General features: G+C 32.8%; 19 protein-coding genes and 1 tRNA gene. 6 read left to right on the top strand and 14 right to left on the bottom strand.

The window, feature by feature from the left end; genetic code table 11:
* Positions 1-82: 82 nt before the first annotated feature.
* Complete coding sequence (locus ASF10_RS10520; RefSeq protein WP_056248643.1) at positions 83-1285, top strand: hypothetical protein; 1203 nt, start codon at positions 83-85, stop codon at positions 1283-1285.
* Positions 1286-2130: 845 nt separating this feature from the next.
* On the opposite strand, the gene tnpA is transcribed toward ASF10_RS10520, so the two are convergent.
* From tnpA to ASF10_RS23930, 7 genes are all read right to left on the bottom strand, one after another.
* Positions 2131-2583 carry an IS200/IS605 family transposase gene (gene tnpA / locus ASF10_RS10525; protein WP_056248645.1) on the bottom strand — a complete coding sequence of 151 codons (453 nt, stop codon included), beginning with the start codon at positions 2581-2583 and terminating at the stop codon, positions 2131-2133.
* Positions 2584-2987: 404 nt separating this feature from the next.
* Positions 2988-4016, bottom strand: a complete 1029-nt coding sequence (locus tag ASF10_RS10530; protein ID WP_056248649.1) for a hypothetical protein — start codon at positions 4014-4016, stop codon at positions 2988-2990.
* 49 nt (positions 4017-4065) lie between these two features.
* Positions 4066-4419, bottom strand: coding sequence for a hypothetical protein (locus ASF10_RS10535; RefSeq protein ID WP_056248651.1), 354 nt, complete (start codon positions 4417-4419; stop codon positions 4066-4068).
* A gap of 22 nt (positions 4420-4441) precedes the next feature.
* Positions 4442-5038 (bottom strand): hypothetical protein, encoded by a 597-nt coding sequence (locus tag ASF10_RS10540; RefSeq protein WP_056248655.1) that lies wholly within the window; start codon positions 5036-5038, stop codon positions 4442-4444.
* On the bottom strand, positions 5025-5477 hold the full coding sequence (locus ASF10_RS10545; RefSeq protein ID WP_056248659.1) for a hypothetical protein: 453 nt from the start codon (positions 5475-5477) through the stop codon (positions 5025-5027). The genes ASF10_RS10540 and ASF10_RS10545 overlap by 14 nt, the downstream gene beginning before the upstream one ends.
* A 2-nt stretch (positions 5478-5479) precedes the next feature.
* Entirely contained in the window at positions 5480-6079 is a 600-nt protein-coding gene (locus tag ASF10_RS10550) for a hypothetical protein (RefSeq protein ID WP_056248661.1), read from the bottom strand.
* 11 nt (positions 6080-6090) lie between these two features.
* On the bottom strand, positions 6091-7731 hold the full coding sequence (locus tag ASF10_RS23930) for an SMI1/KNR4 family protein (protein WP_082472416.1): 1641 nt from the start codon (positions 7729-7731) through the stop codon (positions 6091-6093).
* Positions 7732-7912: 181 nt separating this feature from the next.
* Between ASF10_RS23930 and ASF10_RS10560 the strand changes: the two genes are divergently transcribed.
* A complete protein-coding gene (locus tag ASF10_RS10560) occupies positions 7913-8092 on the top strand; it encodes a hypothetical protein (RefSeq protein ID WP_056248663.1) in 180 nt (59 codons plus the stop codon).
* A gap of 125 nt (positions 8093-8217) precedes the next feature.
* On the opposite strand, the gene ASF10_RS10565 is transcribed toward ASF10_RS10560, so the two are convergent.
* Positions 8218-8496: a GIY-YIG nuclease family protein gene (locus ASF10_RS10565; protein ID WP_317039043.1), complete on the bottom strand. Its 279-nt coding sequence runs from the start codon at positions 8494-8496 to the stop codon at positions 8218-8220.
* Positions 8497-8531: 35 nt separating this feature from the next.
* Positions 8532-8605 (bottom strand) — tRNA-Ala (locus ASF10_RS10570).
* Positions 8606-8876: 271 nt separating this feature from the next.
* On the opposite strand from ASF10_RS10570, the gene ASF10_RS10575 reads away from it, so the two are divergent.
* The 4 genes from ASF10_RS10575 (at position 8877) to ASF10_RS10585 (ending at position 11251) form a co-directional block, all read left to right on the top strand.
* Positions 8877-9641, top strand: a complete 765-nt coding sequence (locus ASF10_RS10575; RefSeq protein WP_056248668.1) for an enoyl-CoA hydratase/isomerase family protein — start codon at positions 8877-8879, stop codon at positions 9639-9641.
* 132 nt (positions 9642-9773) lie between these two features.
* Positions 9774-9950, top strand: coding sequence for a hypothetical protein (locus ASF10_RS24330; RefSeq protein WP_198529580.1), 177 nt, complete (start codon positions 9774-9776; stop codon positions 9948-9950).
* A 31-nt stretch (positions 9951-9981) separates the two neighbouring features.
* Positions 9982-10431, top strand: a complete 450-nt coding sequence (locus ASF10_RS10580; RefSeq protein WP_056248671.1) for a 6-pyruvoyl trahydropterin synthase family protein — start codon at positions 9982-9984, stop codon at positions 10429-10431.
* A gap of 76 nt (positions 10432-10507) precedes the next feature.
* Entirely contained in the window at positions 10508-11251 is a 744-nt protein-coding gene (locus ASF10_RS10585; protein WP_056248673.1) for a UDP-2,3-diacylglucosamine diphosphatase, read from the top strand.
* Here ASF10_RS10585 and ASF10_RS10590 read toward each other — a convergent pair whose 3' ends face one another.
* From ASF10_RS10590 to recJ, 5 genes are all read right to left on the bottom strand, one after another.
* Entirely contained in the window at positions 11252-12463 is a 1212-nt protein-coding gene (locus ASF10_RS10590) for a cytochrome c3 family protein (RefSeq protein ID WP_056248676.1), read from the bottom strand. It lies immediately after the preceding gene.
* A gap of 83 nt (positions 12464-12546) precedes the next feature.
* A complete protein-coding gene (locus ASF10_RS10595; protein WP_056248679.1) occupies positions 12547-12903 on the bottom strand; it encodes a hypothetical protein in 357 nt (118 codons plus the stop codon).
* A gap of 156 nt (positions 12904-13059) precedes the next feature.
* Complete coding sequence (locus ASF10_RS10600) at positions 13060-13980, bottom strand: alpha/beta fold hydrolase (protein WP_056248682.1); 921 nt, start codon at positions 13978-13980, stop codon at positions 13060-13062.
* Positions 13981-15261 (bottom strand): MFS transporter, encoded by a 1281-nt coding sequence (locus ASF10_RS10605; protein WP_056248684.1) that lies wholly within the window; start codon positions 15259-15261, stop codon positions 13981-13983.
* Positions 15251-16960 carry a single-stranded-DNA-specific exonuclease RecJ gene (gene recJ, locus ASF10_RS10610; protein WP_056248687.1) on the bottom strand — a complete coding sequence of 570 codons (1710 nt, stop codon included), beginning with the start codon at positions 16958-16960 and terminating at the stop codon, positions 15251-15253. The genes ASF10_RS10605 and recJ overlap by 11 nt, the downstream gene beginning before the upstream one ends.
* Positions 16961-17055 lie beyond the last annotated feature (95 nt).

Below are 17055 nucleotides of genomic sequence, written 5' to 3' on the forward strand. Positions count from 1 at the left end.
GTTACTAAGATTCTGAGTTACTAAGGGACTAAGTTTTTTGACAATACTGGTTTTAGATATCCATTAATCAACAATATCCAATATGATAAAAAAGTTAAATCGATTAGCACATCCTGTTTTTCTTGTTTCGTTATTGATTCTTCTTTTAAATGACTTGATATTTAAAACAGTCTTTCATAATTATCTCACCGGAAAATTATCTGATTTCGCAGGACTTCTTGTTTTTCCGTTTTTTTGGAGTGTGCTTTTTCCAAAAAGAATCAAAGAAATTCATATTGCTGTTGCTTTATTTTTTGTTTTTTGGAAAAGCCCTTTTTCAGAAACTTTTGTGGATTTTCTTGGTTTTTATCGTGTAGTAGATTTTTCAGATAATATGGCCTTAATAAGTATTTTGGTTTCGTTTTGGTTATTAAAGCAAGAATCGGTTATATATAAAGTTCAGCCCATTTTTCTAAAATTGATTTTTCTTCTTTCTTGTTTTTCTTTTGTTGCAACTTCAAAGCCACAGGAACCTGAAACGTTTGAAGATGGTTTTTCATATTTGTATCTGAATAACGAAACCGATAAAAAAATAACGGTTTTAATAAATTTTAAATTTTCTGAAAATGAAATTGCTACGTATAAAAAACAGCAGACTAAAATTCTTATAGATAATTACAAAAGATTTATCAATCAGGATGAAAAAGAACATCGATTACTTTTTAAACCATCAGATTCACTACAAATTGTAAAGGAAGTAAATGACGAATGGTTATTACGACAAAAATATAATATGATACGCTCGATTATATTAGATAAAGGAGCTAAACAATATGTGGTATTGCCTTTGCACAGTAACGATATATCGATTGGCTTTCCAAAAGATTTTAAAATTTCAATTTTAGATGGTAATAATAAATTACTAAAAAGCTATGACAAAAAAGCATTTTTTAATAAGATTGAAAACCAGGGATTAAACGAATTCTCAAGAAGAGAAATGTTTAATTTTACTTTTGGAAAGAAAAAAGAACCACTGATTATTGCTGATTGTTATGGTAAATGGGAATCTCGCGGAAAAGGAGATTTTAATAAAATAGAAATCAACGCTGATTATTTTGTAAATGATAGCAATGGCGAAGTTTATGATTGTATTTACAAAGGTGACACTGTTTTGGTGCATTCACCTAATAAAATTTATTTAGGAATAATTAAAAAAACAGCAAAAGATATTCTTGTGATTTCCTGGGATAATGAGCCTGATCTTGTTTACTTAAAATCTAAAAAGCCTACGGTTTTGGGGCGTTGATTATTTATGTTTGGTTAAAAAAGGTTTTCTTTTCGTGCACAAATTACAAAATTAAAGTATTCAAAAAACGCTCTGAAAGAGCCCTAGCAATAGCATGGTGCGAAGCACTATGAATTGATAACGATTATTATTTAAGCCCTGAAAGGGCGAAAGCCTAATGCCAAAGGATGTTTACCATATTTTATTCGATATTCTAGAAAACACTTTTCTCTTTGAATCTTTATTCTCAATTTTCTTTTGCCCTTTCAGGGCAATTTCGACTTTTGATTTAATTCGTAGTGCGTTGCACTACGCTATTGCTTTTTAGGGCTTTCAGCCCATTCGTAAAGTTTTAGAATACTTATGATCGCAAATTTACGTTACCGATCTCTTTTCGTACATAAATTACAAAATTAAAGTATTGAAAAATTGCTCTGAAAGAGCCTTAGCAATAGCATGGTGCGAAGCACTATGAATGAATTAATGAATGACCATTATTGTTTAAGCCCTGAAAGGGCGAAAGCCAAAATTTAAAAAGGGTATTTTACACGATACTCTTAGAAAACACCTTTTTCTTTGAATCTTTATTCTCAATTTTCTTTTGCCCTTTCAGGGCAATTTCGACTTTTGATTTAATTCGTAGCGCGTTGCACTACGCTATTGCTTTTAGAGCTTTCAGCCCATTTTTAAAAGTCTAGAACGCTTATGATCCCAAATTCGCGTTACCGATCTCTTTTCGTACATAAATTATAAAATTAAAGTATTCGAAAACTGCTCTGAAAGAGCCTTAGCAATAGCATGGTGCGTAGCACTATGAATGAATAGATGAATGAAGATCATTATTTAAGCCCTGAAAGGGCGAAAGCCTAATCCCAAAGAAAACGTTCGTCATATGTTACTTGGTATTTGTTTAAAAAAGCGAGTAGTTCTTCCTTGAATGTGTGTTTTGTATGATGTTGCTCTTGATTTTTAATGTATTGCGTTACAATTTCTAATTGTGATGGATTGACCGAAAATATACCATAACCATCTTGCCAATAAAATTTTACGTAATTTTTATCTATCGTTTTTATCCATTTTGAAGATTGCTTTTTTACTTCTTCTACCAATTTCATTTGAGTAATCTTTTTAGATAATAAGCATAAGATATGGACGTGATCTTTATATCCTCCAATCTGAATTGGATTGCATTCTAATCCTTTGCAAATTCCACCAAGGTATTGCCATAATCTCTCTTGTATATTATGATCAATAAATGGATAACGTCCTTTGGTACTAAATGTTAAATGAACATATACTTTTGATAGTGATTGTGACATATTGTTTTTTTGCTTTAGCCCTTTCAGGGCAAATATTTATAATTTATTTAGTTCGTAGTGCGATGCACTACGCTATTGATTTTGGACTTTCAGCCCATTAATGCTTTTATAAAATCAAAAACCGTATTACAATCAAGTAATACGGTTTTAGTGTCAAGCTTTTTGGGAATTATATTTATGTAGGATACGTTTAAAAACCTTTTAATCTAATTTGGTTTTGTATATTTTTTACAAGCTGTTTTTTTTACTGAATGAAAATTTATTCCTACAAATATAATCAAAATACATTGACTTAAACTAATTTTTAATTTATTTTCTAATAAATATCTTAAATTAAGATATATTTTAAGGCTGGCTTACGATTTATATCTGGAATGAATTTTCTGCTTTGATTTAGATAATAATTAATGACGGTTATCGCACTGAATATAAATGTCTTCGTTTGATTTATCGATTATCGAAATTGCCGGACATCCAAAAGATTCATATTGAAAACCAAAAACAACCGGCGGTTTATTCTTAAACAGTTTACCTGTATATTGATCAAATGAATTATCTCCGTTTTCACCATTTAATGGAGCGGGAGAGGTGCCTTCGCTTTGGCTGTAAAGCTTTTCGATTATTATATCTTTATTAGAATTGGTCACCAAAAGACGTCTGGCATAAATTATTTTATTGCTGTCGAGATAGTCTTGTAAAAAATATTGATAGCTTTCTGTTTTATACGAATAGGTATTTCCCGAAACTGTATTTTTTAAGATAGCGCGATCTCCGGCTTTCATGGGTTTAGACGGATATTCTTTACCAGCAATTTTTTTCCAGACAATTGGTTTTAAAGCTTCTTTTGTAAACGGATTTTCTTTGCCTGCGTAAACAATCACATCAGAATAATAATCACCAAAACCATTTAAACTTTGTTTGCTGATTTCAAAACCAATCATATAATAATAACGCGGATAAGGCCAATCTTCTTCAGATGAATAACCGTTTATCCAGGCAGCAGCTTTAAGGTTCTTTATAGCAAATGAAGCCAATTTGTTTTTTGCATAATCGTAGACAAAAAGAGAATCGGTTTCGGATATATTTGTTTTGGATAAAAAACGGTTTCTGTATTTTTTTTCTAAAGTAAAATACTTTGATGCTTGCTTTTCCATTTTTTCAATGTTAGGTAAAGCAAGAGTATCAGATGCAGTATCGTTTAAAGGATAAATGTCAGAAAGTGAAACAAAAGCTACATCACTGCTGTCTTTATACGTTAGTGTAAATAGATTTATGCTTTCTTTTCTTGGTGCTTCTTCGGTTTCTGTAGTGTCATTTTCTGTTGTTGCCGTTTTGTCTAAATGGTGTTTATTGTGTTTCGTTTGTTCTTTTTTATTGCAGGATAACAGTAAAAAAAACGAAGCGCCAAGAAGTACAGATATTTTAAGATTCATAAAATTAGATATGGATTTAAGGTTTAGTAAACTAGTTTTGTTAGTGTTTTTATTTTGAAACCAGAATTAAAAAATATATAATTGATGCTATCAAGAGAACCAATCCCACAGTAAGCAATATATCATCTTGCATGGTATCGATGCTTTTTTTGGCAAGATAGAAACGGTTGAACAAAAGCCCAATTTCATAGCAAACCAAAAATGCAATTAGCGTTAATATTCCGTATAATCGCTCTAATCCGCCGCTTCCGCTAAATGCTCCTTCGTGTGCAAACCAAGCAACAATAATTACCAGAGGAACTATTAATAATGTCGATTTTATAATAATTGGACTACCTTTCCAAAGCAGTAATACAATCAATGCGATTATAGGTAGTAATAACCAGCGGAGTAATAGTGTCATATTATTTTGGATTTAGTTAAACTCAATTCTTTTCTATTTTAGAAATATTTCCGGTGTTTTTGTTGAAAGTAATTGTTTTGTTTGGACCTCCGTAAAAAAGTGTGAGTGTAATTGTACTATCAGTTTCACTCTTGAAAATAATATCTTTTGCTGATCTTATTTTTACGTCCAAATTATCATTCATAAGCTCATGATCTGTGCTTTTAAACATTCTTTTTTCGATCAAGCCGTTTTTCTCTATTACTTCAAGCCACGGCGGAGCCATTGCGCTATAACTTACAATTTGTGCCCGATATTTTTCAGTTAGATTTCTATCTCTTATTAATCCCAATGATGTAGTAGAAAGTACCCAGGCAAAAAAAGGCATCATCATGGGTAAAATGCTTAGTATTATTGATACTATTATTGCTGCCAAAAGTAATTTTGCCATAATTTTTTTCCAAAACACAATAATAACCACAAAGCTTGTGACAAACCAAAGCCAAAATAAAATTACATCGCTGTAATAACCACGAAGACTAATGTCTTTAAAATAATAAAGCACACAATTTATTGCCAGAAACAAGCTAAGAATCGAATAAATTCTAAGTATTATTATATGTTTTTTATTTAGGTTCATGAATTTTTGAGATGTAATTTAAAGCAAATACTGTGGCAATAGATAAAACTAAAATCGGCAAAATTGAAAACGAAATCGTGTAAAGAATCTCTTCAGTGAAAGTATAAGTACTCCACGATGATTCGCGATCAACAAAAACGGTATAATTCCAGAAAAGCCAAACTAAAATTAAGCTTAAAAGTTCAATTGTCCTTTTTAAATATATGTTTTTAATTAATGAAAGTGCAAGAAATAAGAAGGTTAAGAAAATGGTTGTCAATAATGACATTAAAAAAGCATCTTCAAAAAAGCTACAATCTAAGCAAGCACTTGAGATATTTTTAGAAAATTTTCCCACTGCCAAATAGATTTCTAAATACGTACATATAAAAATTAATAAACCAATAAGGATAAGCCTTTTTAGAAACAAGATAATTTTATTTTGAGAAATTGACGTCATATTTATTTATCGGTTTTTATATTCTCAATGTAATTTTCGACTATTTCTAAAAATTCATCTTTTGCTAAAAAGCCTTTAAAAAATTCTTCTAAAGTTCCTTCGTTTTCAATTTCCTGAAAAAAAACTTCATGATCTGTTCCGTAAACTGTTGGGTTTTCTTGATTAGGATCTGTCAGACAAATGAAATATTGATCCGGAAATCCATAAGAATAACAAATGCACGTAAAATCTAAATCTTCCCCAGTAACAACTTCTCTTATTTCGCTTTCTTCTACAAGTCCGTCCAGTTCACCAAAATCATCCGAATCTTTCCTGAATGGTGTAAATAGAAAATTTCTAAAAAAAGCCTGACCATACGGAATTTCGTGATCAGAGAAAAAATGAGCAAGTAAACTATCGTAAAATGCTTTTTTATTGGTTACATACAATTGCAGGTTAGTTTTGTAAAACTCATCAACGCCATATAATTCATCTCCAAAATCATTGGGATATAAAGGATGTTTAAATTCAATTGATTCAAGGTCTTCCTGTAATGAGTTTCCTTTTACGTTGTCAATGTTCCCTCCTAATTTCTGAATTTGAAGCAGTATTTCTTGTTTCATATTTCTGTTTTCTAACTTCCACAAGCGATGTAGCAAGTTGGTAGTTCGTTAATAATTTGAGGATTTTCATCTGTTCCTTCAAAAAACACATGATCTCCAAGTTCTTTATTTGCCTGCTGATTATGTGTTTTTAGCAAAAACTCCAAAGCCGTAAAGTTTTTATTATTATCTGCTTTTAGTCTGGCGAAAATCTCAACCTGATGTTCCGTTTCATCAGGATATTTTTCGAAAACGTCCTGATCTTCATCAATTAAAATTTCATTTTCTAATAAGTCACCGGTTTTTGTGATCCAACACATATATTGAATCTGAAGTTCCGGAACATCAAATACGATTTCGTTGGGTTTCCAATTTTCATCGGTTGTGTAAATCCTTTTTTGATATTCGATAACTTCCTGATTAAATTTTTCGGGATCGGCATAGAATGTTTTCGAAAAAACCCAGGCGATATTGTTTAATGTCATTTTTGATTTAGGAATATTCACAGGCATAACAGGTGTTAATTCTTCGATACACCACTTTTCATAATTTTTTGCTGTTTCATCTCCTAGCAAAGCACTTTTTTTAAAATAAGGCAGCGCTTTGTCTTTCTCATTTTTGTGATAATAAGCATAACCAACCCTGAAATTCCATAAAATATCCTCTTTTCCGTTTTCAGATTCCGTTAAAAGAATTTTAATCGCTTTTTCATATTCTGAGTTATTGTTATAAGCACGTCCTAATAAGTTTTTTAATTCATAGTTTAATTCAGATTCTGGAATCGCTTCAATTTTATCAATTATTTTAGTGTGATTGTCTGAGTTGTGCCATTTAATTAATTGCTCCGTAAGTCCTGATTTTTGTTCAATAACTTCCGTTAAGAAACTTATACGGATATTGTTATCTCTTAATTTCTCGATTATTTCTTCGTTCAAATCTTCTTCAGAAAGTTCAAGAAATAAACACTTTTCATCAATTTCAGGATGAATTGCAGAAAAACTATTCATTTGATCTTTTAGTTCGTTGTATCTTTCGTCATTCTCTCGTACAAAACCTGCCGGAACTTTATTTGGGGTCAACCATAGTATGCTATTTTTGTATTTGCTTTGATAATTGGCATATCCGCTATTAAAATAAGTGGGTTCTTCGAACTTAATTTCAAGAATGTTTTCAAGCAGTTTTGCCGTATTTTCGATTGAATCTTCTGTCTCAATAACTAATTCATGTGCTATATCAAGTTTAAGAAGTTCCAAATATTCTTTAAATGATTCCGCAATCTCTTCCTGATTATCACATTCAATATCAATGTAATAAACTTTTGGGTTCTGTTTGTTTTCCCTGTAATCCAAACAAATATACCAATGTCCGTCTCCATCTAATGGCACAAGTCCGTCAAGTTCAAAACTCACATATTCTTTCGATTCTTCCCAGTCAATGTCAGTTAATGACGGAAAGTTAGGTCCAATTCCGTTAATTATTTCTTGAGGTGTTTCCGGCAATTTATATCGAATATACCCGCCATTTTGAGTTTTCAGGATTTCTACTAATTCAGTTGGCAATTTAAAACCAATTTGCTTTTCTGCATTTTCCAATATTTTATCGGTGAGCTTTGGCTGAAGATAAGGCAGATATGTTGGTACTCTCCAGATGGTTTGTAGTTTTTTGAGGTTCATCGTTTTGTTATTGTTTTATTCGTTTGCCGATCTATTCAAAAATATAAAATCTATATGAAGAAATATCCTGCAAATAGAACTATTATATTCAATTAAATGTCGATTTTTTGAAATCAATACTTAACCTTTTGATAATATACTGAATGATTTAAAACTTTATTTTTATTTGAAAATTAATACTATGGAAATCAATTGGATAATAATAGGTATTGTAGTTGCAGTAGCAATTGTTTTAGTTGTGCTTACAACCAAAAAGAATCAGAAAGAAAAAAAGAAACTAACAGATTTATTAAATAATGATTTTAAGAAACCGGATGAAGATGAACCGGATTTTGATAATAATAATGCAAATGAGCAATAGATTACTTCGATGTTTGAAATAAAAAAAAACCGTATTCCAATTAAGTAATACGGTTTTTTTTTGTGGAGAATACTGTCCCAAAACTTCGGGAGAATCGGTCATCTTGCCGGATACGTCGGGATAGTCTAGTTTTTTATCTGTATTAAAGTTTCGATGTATTTCCTGCTTTTCATTTTTTTGATTTGTAATTCCCTTTTGCAAGCTTCACTTCGGGTAACAAAAGTTTCGAAATATTTTAATTCCCAATCTTTAGCGACCTTTGTAAACTTGCTTCTGCTGTTTAAGTGATCTTGTAAGCGTTGTTCGATATTTTCACAAGATCCGGTGTAATACTTGTTAATCGTAATTGAATATAGAATGTAAGTGTAAAACATAATTGACATAAAATGAAAATACCCAAACATAAAAGTATGTTTGGGTATTTGTTTTTAAATATTTGTGGAGAATACCGGATTCGAACCGGTCACCCCTTGCCTGCCAGGCAAGTACTCTAGCCAAATGAGCTAATCCCCCTTTTTTATAACTTTAAGATCTGCATTCGAACCGTTACCCTCCCGATTGCATCGGGATACTCTAGCCAAATGAGCTAATCCCCCTTTTTATAACTTTAAGATCTGCATTCGAACCGTTACCATCCCGATTGCATCGGGATACTCTAGCCAAATGAGCTAATCCCCCAAAGCGTTAGCAAATAAAGTCAATTAATTTTCAAAAAACAAATTTCAAATTGTCTTCGGCTTAAAATATTTTGCAAAACCGTAACTTTACGATCAAATCTATTTTTATGAGTGCAGAAAATCAAAACGGTTCTTTACAAACTATCTTTAATAATGCTGTGGCAACAGTACAATTTGGTCATCCGGCGAGTAATTCTTTTCCCAGACAATTGTTAGATCGGTTAACGGCTGAGATTAATTCTATAAGCCTTAATGAAACCGTTTCGGTTATTATTTTGCAAAGCGAAGGATCTAAAGTTTTTTGTTCCGGCGCTTCATTTGATGAACTTCTTCAGGTAAAAAATGAAGAACAGGGCACAGAATTTTTCTCCGGTTTTGCTCATTTATTAAACGCAATGCGCAATTGTTCTAAGCTTATTATTGGCAGAGTTCAGGGAAAAGCTGTTGGAGGAGGAGTTGGTATTATCTCGGCTTGCGATTATGTTTTGGCTACGCCTGAAAGTGCAGTAAAATTATCTGAATTAGCTATAGGAATTGGTCCTTTTGTAATCGAACCTGCTGTTTCCCGTAAAATAGGAAAAGCTGCAATGGCCGAAATGACTTTGGCAGCCCACGAATGGAAATCGGCAGAATGGGCGTTGCAAAATAAATTGTTCACTGAGATTCACAGTGCAGAAAATCTGGATCATGCCGTTGCAAATTTTGCTCAAAAGCTGAGTTCATACAACCCTGAAGCATTATCTGAAATGAAGAAAATTATCTGGGAAGGAACTGAATATTGGGAATCGCTTCTTATAGAACGCGCCGCAATTACCGGAAAATTGGTTTTGTCAGATTTTTCAAGAAATGCTTTGACCCAGTTTAAAAAGTAAGGTTTTTAGATTCAGTCTTCAGTCCGAGTCTCAGCTTTAAGTGCGATAAATTTGTAAAGTTTTAAACTTTTACAAAATTGAGGGGATTGTAATAGCTTGTTTTTCTTTGTGTTAATTTAAAAATATTAGAATATGTATATCATTTCATTACTTCAAAAAGTCGATGTTGCAGAGAAAATTAAAACCGCTCCTGATAGTGGTTACCAGATTGGAGTAGTCATTGGATCGTTTATTCCGTTTGTAGTTTTAATAGGACTTGCGTACTGGATGTACAACAGCGCTAAAAAAAGAGACAAAAACGGTTATTAATTTGTAAATTTGCAACCTAAAATTCAAATCGATGAGTAATATCAGAATTACAAAACAATTTAGTTTCGAAACCGGACATGCTTTGTACGGTTACGACGGAAAATGTAAAAACGTTCACGGGCACAGTTATAAATTATCGGTAACGGTTATTGGTTCGCCAATTACGGATCGATCGAATGTGAAATTCGGAATGGTAATAGATTTTTCGGATCTAAAGAAAATTGTAAAAGAAGAAATCGTCGATCAGTTTGATCATGCAACTGTTTTTAACGAAACTACGCCACATATCGAACTGGCAAATGAATTGAAAAATCGTGGTCATCATGTGATTTTAGTAGATTATCAGCCAACAAGCGAAAATATGGTGGTTGATTTTGCAGAAAGAATCAGAGCGCGTTTGCCTAAAGACATTTCCCTTTTTTCTCTTAAACTTCAGGAAACAGAATCATCATTTGCAGAATGGTACGCAAGTGATAATTAATTAGTTAAAGAAAAAGCCAAAAGTTAAAAGTCCGGAAATCTAAAATTCTAAGAATTTAAACAATCTAATAATCTAAATGAAAAAAGTATATTTCGCTTCTGATCAGCATTTTGGAGCTCCAACGCCAGAGTTGAGTTTGCCACGCGAACAAAAGTTTGTAGCCTGGTTAGATGTTGTAAAACAAGATGCAGAAGCTATTTTTTTATTAGGCGATTTGTTTGATTTTTGGTTTGAATATAAAACCGTTGTTCCAAAGGGATTTGTTCGTGTTCTGGGAAAATTGGCCGAAATTCGAGATAGTGGAATTCCTATTTATTTTTTCGTAGGAAACCATGATTTATGGATGAATGATTACTTTCAAACTGAGTTGAATATTCCGGTTTATCATGATAATAAGGAATTTACTTTTAACGGAAAAACGTTCCTGATTGGTCACGGCGACGGAAAAGGTCCCGGTGATAAAGGATATAAACGAATGAAAAAGGTATTTACAAATCCGTTTTCTAAATGGCTTTTCCGTTGGTTGCATCCTGATGTTGGCGTAAGTCTCGCGCAATATTTATCTGTTAAAAATAAATTGATTTCAGGTGATGAAGATGTAAAGTTTTTGGGTGAAGAAAACGAATGGCTGGTTTTATATGCCAAACGTAAACTTGAAACCAAACATTATAATTATTTTATTTTTGGTCACCGTCATTTACCTATGATTATAGAGGTAGGACAAGATGCTAAATATGTAAATCTAGGCGACTGGATTGGTTATTTTACCTACGGAGTTTTTGATGGGGAAACTTTCGAACTTCAAAAATTCGAACAATAATTACTTTTTATTGTTTGGATAAACTGCAATTTTGTGTGTTCTCAGAACATAATTTGACTTATTTTTATTTTGAGAAAGCTGAAAAGTGATCGCGTTCGACATTTTTTTCGGCATATGACATTCTACACAATTATTTGCCAATATACTCGCTGAGGTAGTTTTTATAGTCGCAGCGTTGTGTTTAATTCCCTGATGACAACTCATACATATTTTAGAATAACTTACCAGATTTTGAGAAGCATTTGCATGCGGATTATGGCAAGTCATACAATCCATGGTTTCGCTCTTTTTAAAACATTTGCTTTGAGACAATAATCCAAGTTGATTACCGTGAACATCAAAATGCATGCTGTCATTAGATCCCGGAACTCCCCTGAAATATTCTAATAAATCATCTCCCGGTTTAAACTCAAAACGTGATTTTACTTTTAGTTTATCATTTCCGGAATGGCATAAGGCACAAGCATCAATTTTTTGCTGTCTGGATAACTTTTTAAAAGAGGTTATGTTTTGTGCGATTTTCAAATCAGGAAATTTCAAATGTTTTTGAACGTGTTCTTTAGCAGGTCCGTGGCACCGCTCACAATCAATTCCGTAAATCAAAGTTTTCGGATTCATAAAATCCTCTACTTCCTGATTCATAAAAGTAATGCTGTCTGAACTTGTCGTTACATATCTGCTTGCAATATTAGAGCTGTGACAGCCATAACATTCCTTATCAATTTTTCGTTCAAAGTTTACTTTAGATGCTGAATATCCCGGACTTGTTGCCCAACTATTTAAAGATTTGTAGTAAGAAATGGGTAATTCGTAAGTATAATGGTTTTGCCAAAAAGCGCTGGTTTGAGCATGTTTCGTTCCAAAAAGAACTTCAAACGGATGCGATTCAACTTTCTTTCCGTTTTTATAAAGAACCTGATAAAGACTATCGTTTCGTTCTTCCATAACAAGCTTGGTAGCAGCATCGTAAACAAAAGTATTGCGACCGTTTTTAAAATGACCTAAAATGTTTTCTTTGGTAGCGGGAGAAGTAGCTTTAAAATGCGAACTGTGAAAAGCAGTTTCATATTGTACCTGATGACATTGAATACAACTTTCAGAACCGGCATAATCCGTTCCGCGTGGGTCAATGTAATTATCATCTTCGTTTTTGCAGCTCGTTAGAAATGCAATCGAAATAACCAAAGTAAAAAGAATACGTACTATTTTCATTATAGTAAATATACTTTTTTTTGAATAAAATCAAAATATATTTAAATAATGAAAAGATATTGTTAAAACATTTAGAATGCTTCTTAATTTAAGCCAACTCCGTAAACATATTCATCTAACTCAATTCTAAATAAAGAGCCTTCTACAAGATCTTTAATAGATTTTAGTTCTTTGATAGAAACCGCTAAATCTATGGAAGCACAAGGTGTTTTAAGTAAAAATTTATGACAAGAGTTTTTTAATTCACAAGCTTCACAACAAGCATTTTCGATCATGCTGTCTTCGATTAAATCACAAAAATAATTCAATTCCTGAACCGTAAAATAAAATCCGGTTTCCTTAAAAACCAATTGTATTTTATCCGTTATCGTTTCGTTTTCCTTTTTCCAGTAAAAAGCAATTCCGAAGTTGTTGTGGTATAGCTGTTCTATTTCTCTCATTACAGATACTTTTATTACAACAAATATAAATACTATTTATATTAGTTCTAAATAAAAAATCATAAAATTTGGAAAAATTATTCGTCATAGAAGTGCGTCAGGAATTTATGCAAAGTCCTTTTAATGAACTTATATAACTTATATGATTTAGAAACTTTATTTAAGCCATTTTTTGATATAAGATAAAAACTCTTTTTGTTGATCTACATAAAGATAATGCGAGCAATTATTTAGTAAAGCAAAATGATTTTCTCCGGCTAAATTCTTAATTGATTTAATTTGTGAAGTAGAAAATACGCCATCTTCTTTTCCGTAAATAGCATAAATAGGAACGGCTTTATTTTTTATTTGAGTTAAAAATGATCTGCTGTCAATATTATTTTGTTTTTCATTTTGATAGAAAAGCAAAGGCGCATTTTTGTTTCGGATGTTGGTTTTAAAAAACACACTTGAATCATAAGCTGCATATAGTTTTTTAGACTCTTTAGTTGGATTTGGCATTTTAAAGAAATTATTTTCTCCTGCAAGCTCAAAACATTCTTTTCTGTATTTTGCCGAGTTTTTATCTAGTTTTTCTACAAAAGCTACTTTATCAAGCATAACCTGATTCTTGTTTTTAGTATATATTTTCGTGACAGAATCTAAAATATGATTGTAAGTTTCTTGCTGAGAAAACAAAGCTCCTGCCAATATAAGGGCGCTAACATTCTGAGGATATTTTTCGGTATAAAGAGTCGCTATCAAACCTCCAAAACTATGGGAAAGAAGTATAGCCTTTTTTATACCATATTTTTTATAGATAGCGTTTAGATCCTGAAAAGCTTCGGCATAAGTGAATTTTGCAGCAAGATCTGTAGATCTTCCTTCGCCTCTTCGATCATATGCAATGACATAAAAACCTAAATCAGCTAATTTTTGAGCCGTTGTACCTTCAAATAAAGTCGAATTGCCACTTGGACCTCCGTGAATAAAAATGATAGTTTTGTCTTTTTTATTTCCGTACGTTTTGATGTAGAGATTTTGTCCGTTTGCGAAAATGGAGATTATAAAAAAGAAAGTTATGAATAATTGTTTCATTTACTCCATATTCTGATGATCTTCCATATCCTTATTAAGATCTAATTTTCTAAATGTTGGCGATTTTAATGCTGTTACAATAACAGTCAAAAGTGTAACACTTCCTCCAAAAACAACAGAAGTTACAGTTCCCATTAATTTAGCTGTTGCACCGCTTTCAAAAGCTCCCAATTCATTAGAAGATCCAACAAAAATTGAGTTTACGGCACCAACTCGTCCGCGCATATGATCGGGAGTTTTAAGCTGTAAAATCGTTTGGCGAATTACTACAGAAATTCCATCAGCAAGTCCGCTTAAAAATAACGCGAAAACAGAAAGCCAGAATGATGTAGAAAGTCCAAATAAGATGATCGATAATCCGAAAACAAATATGGCTATTAAAAGTTTCTTTCCTGCATTTTTATATAAAGGCACATAAGCAGAAACGAGCATGGTAATAAAAGCTCCTACTGCTGGAGCGGCTCTTAAAATACCAAAACCTTCAGCACCGACTTTTAAAATATCCTGTGCAAAAACAGGTAGTAATGCTACGGCTCCTCCAAAAAGTACTGCAATCATATCAAGCGATAAGGCACCTAAAACAATTTGGTTTTTAAACACGAAATTTAAACCTTCAGCAAGACTGTCTTTTATCGATTCTCCAATCTTTGGATTTGTAATTGGTTTTTTACTGATCTGTGATAAGGCAATTAAAGAAAGAATTGAGAATCCAAAAACCAGACACATTGACCAGTGAACTCCAATCCAGTTAATTGAAAAACCAGCCAGCGCCGGTCCCATAACGGCTCCAATTTGCCAAACCGAACTACTCCATGTAGCAGCATTTGGATATGCTTTTTTAGGAATAATCAAAGACAGAAGAGAGAAAATAGTTGGGCCCAGAAAAGCTCTTACTAATCCGCCTAAAAAAACTAAAGTATAAATTGAATATAAAATAACAGTTGGAGATAAATCGCCAACAACTTTCGGCCAGGTCAATAAAAACAATCCAAAACTAATTACAGAAAATCCCAAAATACATTTTACCAATAATCCTTTCTTTTCCTTTTGGTCCACAATATGTCCGGCAAATAATGCCATACCAACGGCGGGAATAACTTCCATTAGACCAATAATTCCTAGCGAAAGAGGGTTTTTAGTTAAACTGTAAACTTCCCATTCGATCACGATAAATTGCATAGCCCAGGCAAAAACCATAGCGAAACGCAATATTAGAAATACATTAAATTCTCTGTAACGCAGTGCCTGATAAGGATCTCGCTTGTTTGTTTTAGTTGTCATTTGTTCTAATGTCTTTAAGCATAAGTTGAGTAGTAACAGTTCCGTTCCACTCATTTTCAGCAAGTGAATATGCCAGCTGAAAAGGTTGTTGATTTTTTACGATGTCTATTTTTTTTCCAAGACCAAAACCTATCGCAGCGATTCCGTCTGTCCCGAGGCTTCGGGATTGTTTTATAAAAAGTCTCAAATGTTCATCTTCTCCGCCTAAAGTTTTAGCATAACCAGTGTCTTTTGCATCTCTGGTCATAAAAACAGGCGTCATGTTCAAAGGTCCAAAAGGTTCAAATTGTTTTAAAATCCGAACTAGTTTTGGCGTAATATCGGCGAAGTCAATTTCTGCATCAACTTCTATTTCCGGCGTTCGCATTTCGGGTAAAATAGTTTCCTCGACTTGTTTTTCGAAAGCTTCTTTAAATGTTTTATAGTTTTCGGCTTTCAAAGTCATTCCGGCTGCGTACATATGACCTCCAAATTGCTCTAAATGCTGCGAGCATGCGTCAAGTGCATTGTAAACGTCAAATCCTTTTACAGATCTTGCCGAAGCCGCATATTTATCTCCACTTTTAGTAAAAACCAAAGTGGGTCTGTAATAGGTTTCAATTAATCTCGAAGCTACAATCCCAATTACGCCTTTGTGCCAGTCTTCCTGAAAAACAACCGTCGAAAATCGGTCTTGTTCGTTGTTGGTTAATATTTGCTGAAAAGCTTCTTTGGTAATTTGTTTGTCCAGATCTTTTCGGTCAGAATTGTATTGTTCGATTTCTGAGGCAAATTGTTGCGCTTGCTCAAAATTAAATTCTGTCAATAACTCAACAGCATGATTGCCGTGTTTGATTCTTCCGGCAGCATTTATTCGGGGAGAGATAATAAAAACAACATCAGTAATATCAAGAGTTTTCTTTTTTACCTGATGTACCAAAGCTTTAATCCCTGGTCTTGGATCCGAATTAATAACTTGCAATCCGTAGTAAGCCAAAACCCGGTTTTCGCCAGTTATGGGTACAATATCCGCCGCAATTGCTGTGGCGACTAAATCCAGATACGGAACTAAATCCTGAATCGTTTCATTTCTGTTTGTTCCTAAAGCCTGAATTAATTTAAAACCAACTCCGCAACCGCACAATTCATCGTAAGGATAAAAACAATCTTCTCTTTTTGGGTCTAAAATGGCAACCGCATCCGGAAGAAATTCTCCTGGACGGTGGTGATCACAAATAATAAAGTCGATGTTTTTTTCTTTCGCGTAAGCGATATGTTCAATAGATTTTATGCCGCAGTCTAAAGCAATGATTAACGAAAACCCGTTATCATCTGCAAAGTCAATTCCTTTAAACGAAATTCCGTAGCCTTCTGCATAACGATCCGGAATATAGGTCGCAATATTAGGATAATGCGATTTTAAATAAGACGAAACCAAAGAAACCGCCGTTGTTCCGTCGACATCATAATCTCCAAAAACTAAAATATTTTCTTGATTTTCGATTGCCAATTCTATTCTGGAAACGGCTTTGTCCATATCTTTCATCAAGAACGGATCATGAAGATGTTCTAAAGAAGGACGAAAGAAATTTTTAGCATCGTCAAAAGTTTCGATGCCACGCTGAATCAAAAGTGTTGCTACAAAATCTTCTACATTTAGCGCTTGTGCCAAATGTTTGACTTTATCTTCAGAAGGTTTTGTTTTTAATGTCCAACGCATTTTTTTTATTGTAGATTTTAGAGTGTTGATTTTAGATTGTAAAAATCGAAAATCGTTTAATCAGAAAGGTGATTTTTTTCTAATGCCACAGATTA

The sequence above is a fragment of the Flavobacterium sp. Leaf82 genome (assembly GCF_001422725.1).
Classification (GTDB): Bacteria; Bacteroidota; Bacteroidia; order Flavobacteriales; family Flavobacteriaceae; genus Flavobacterium.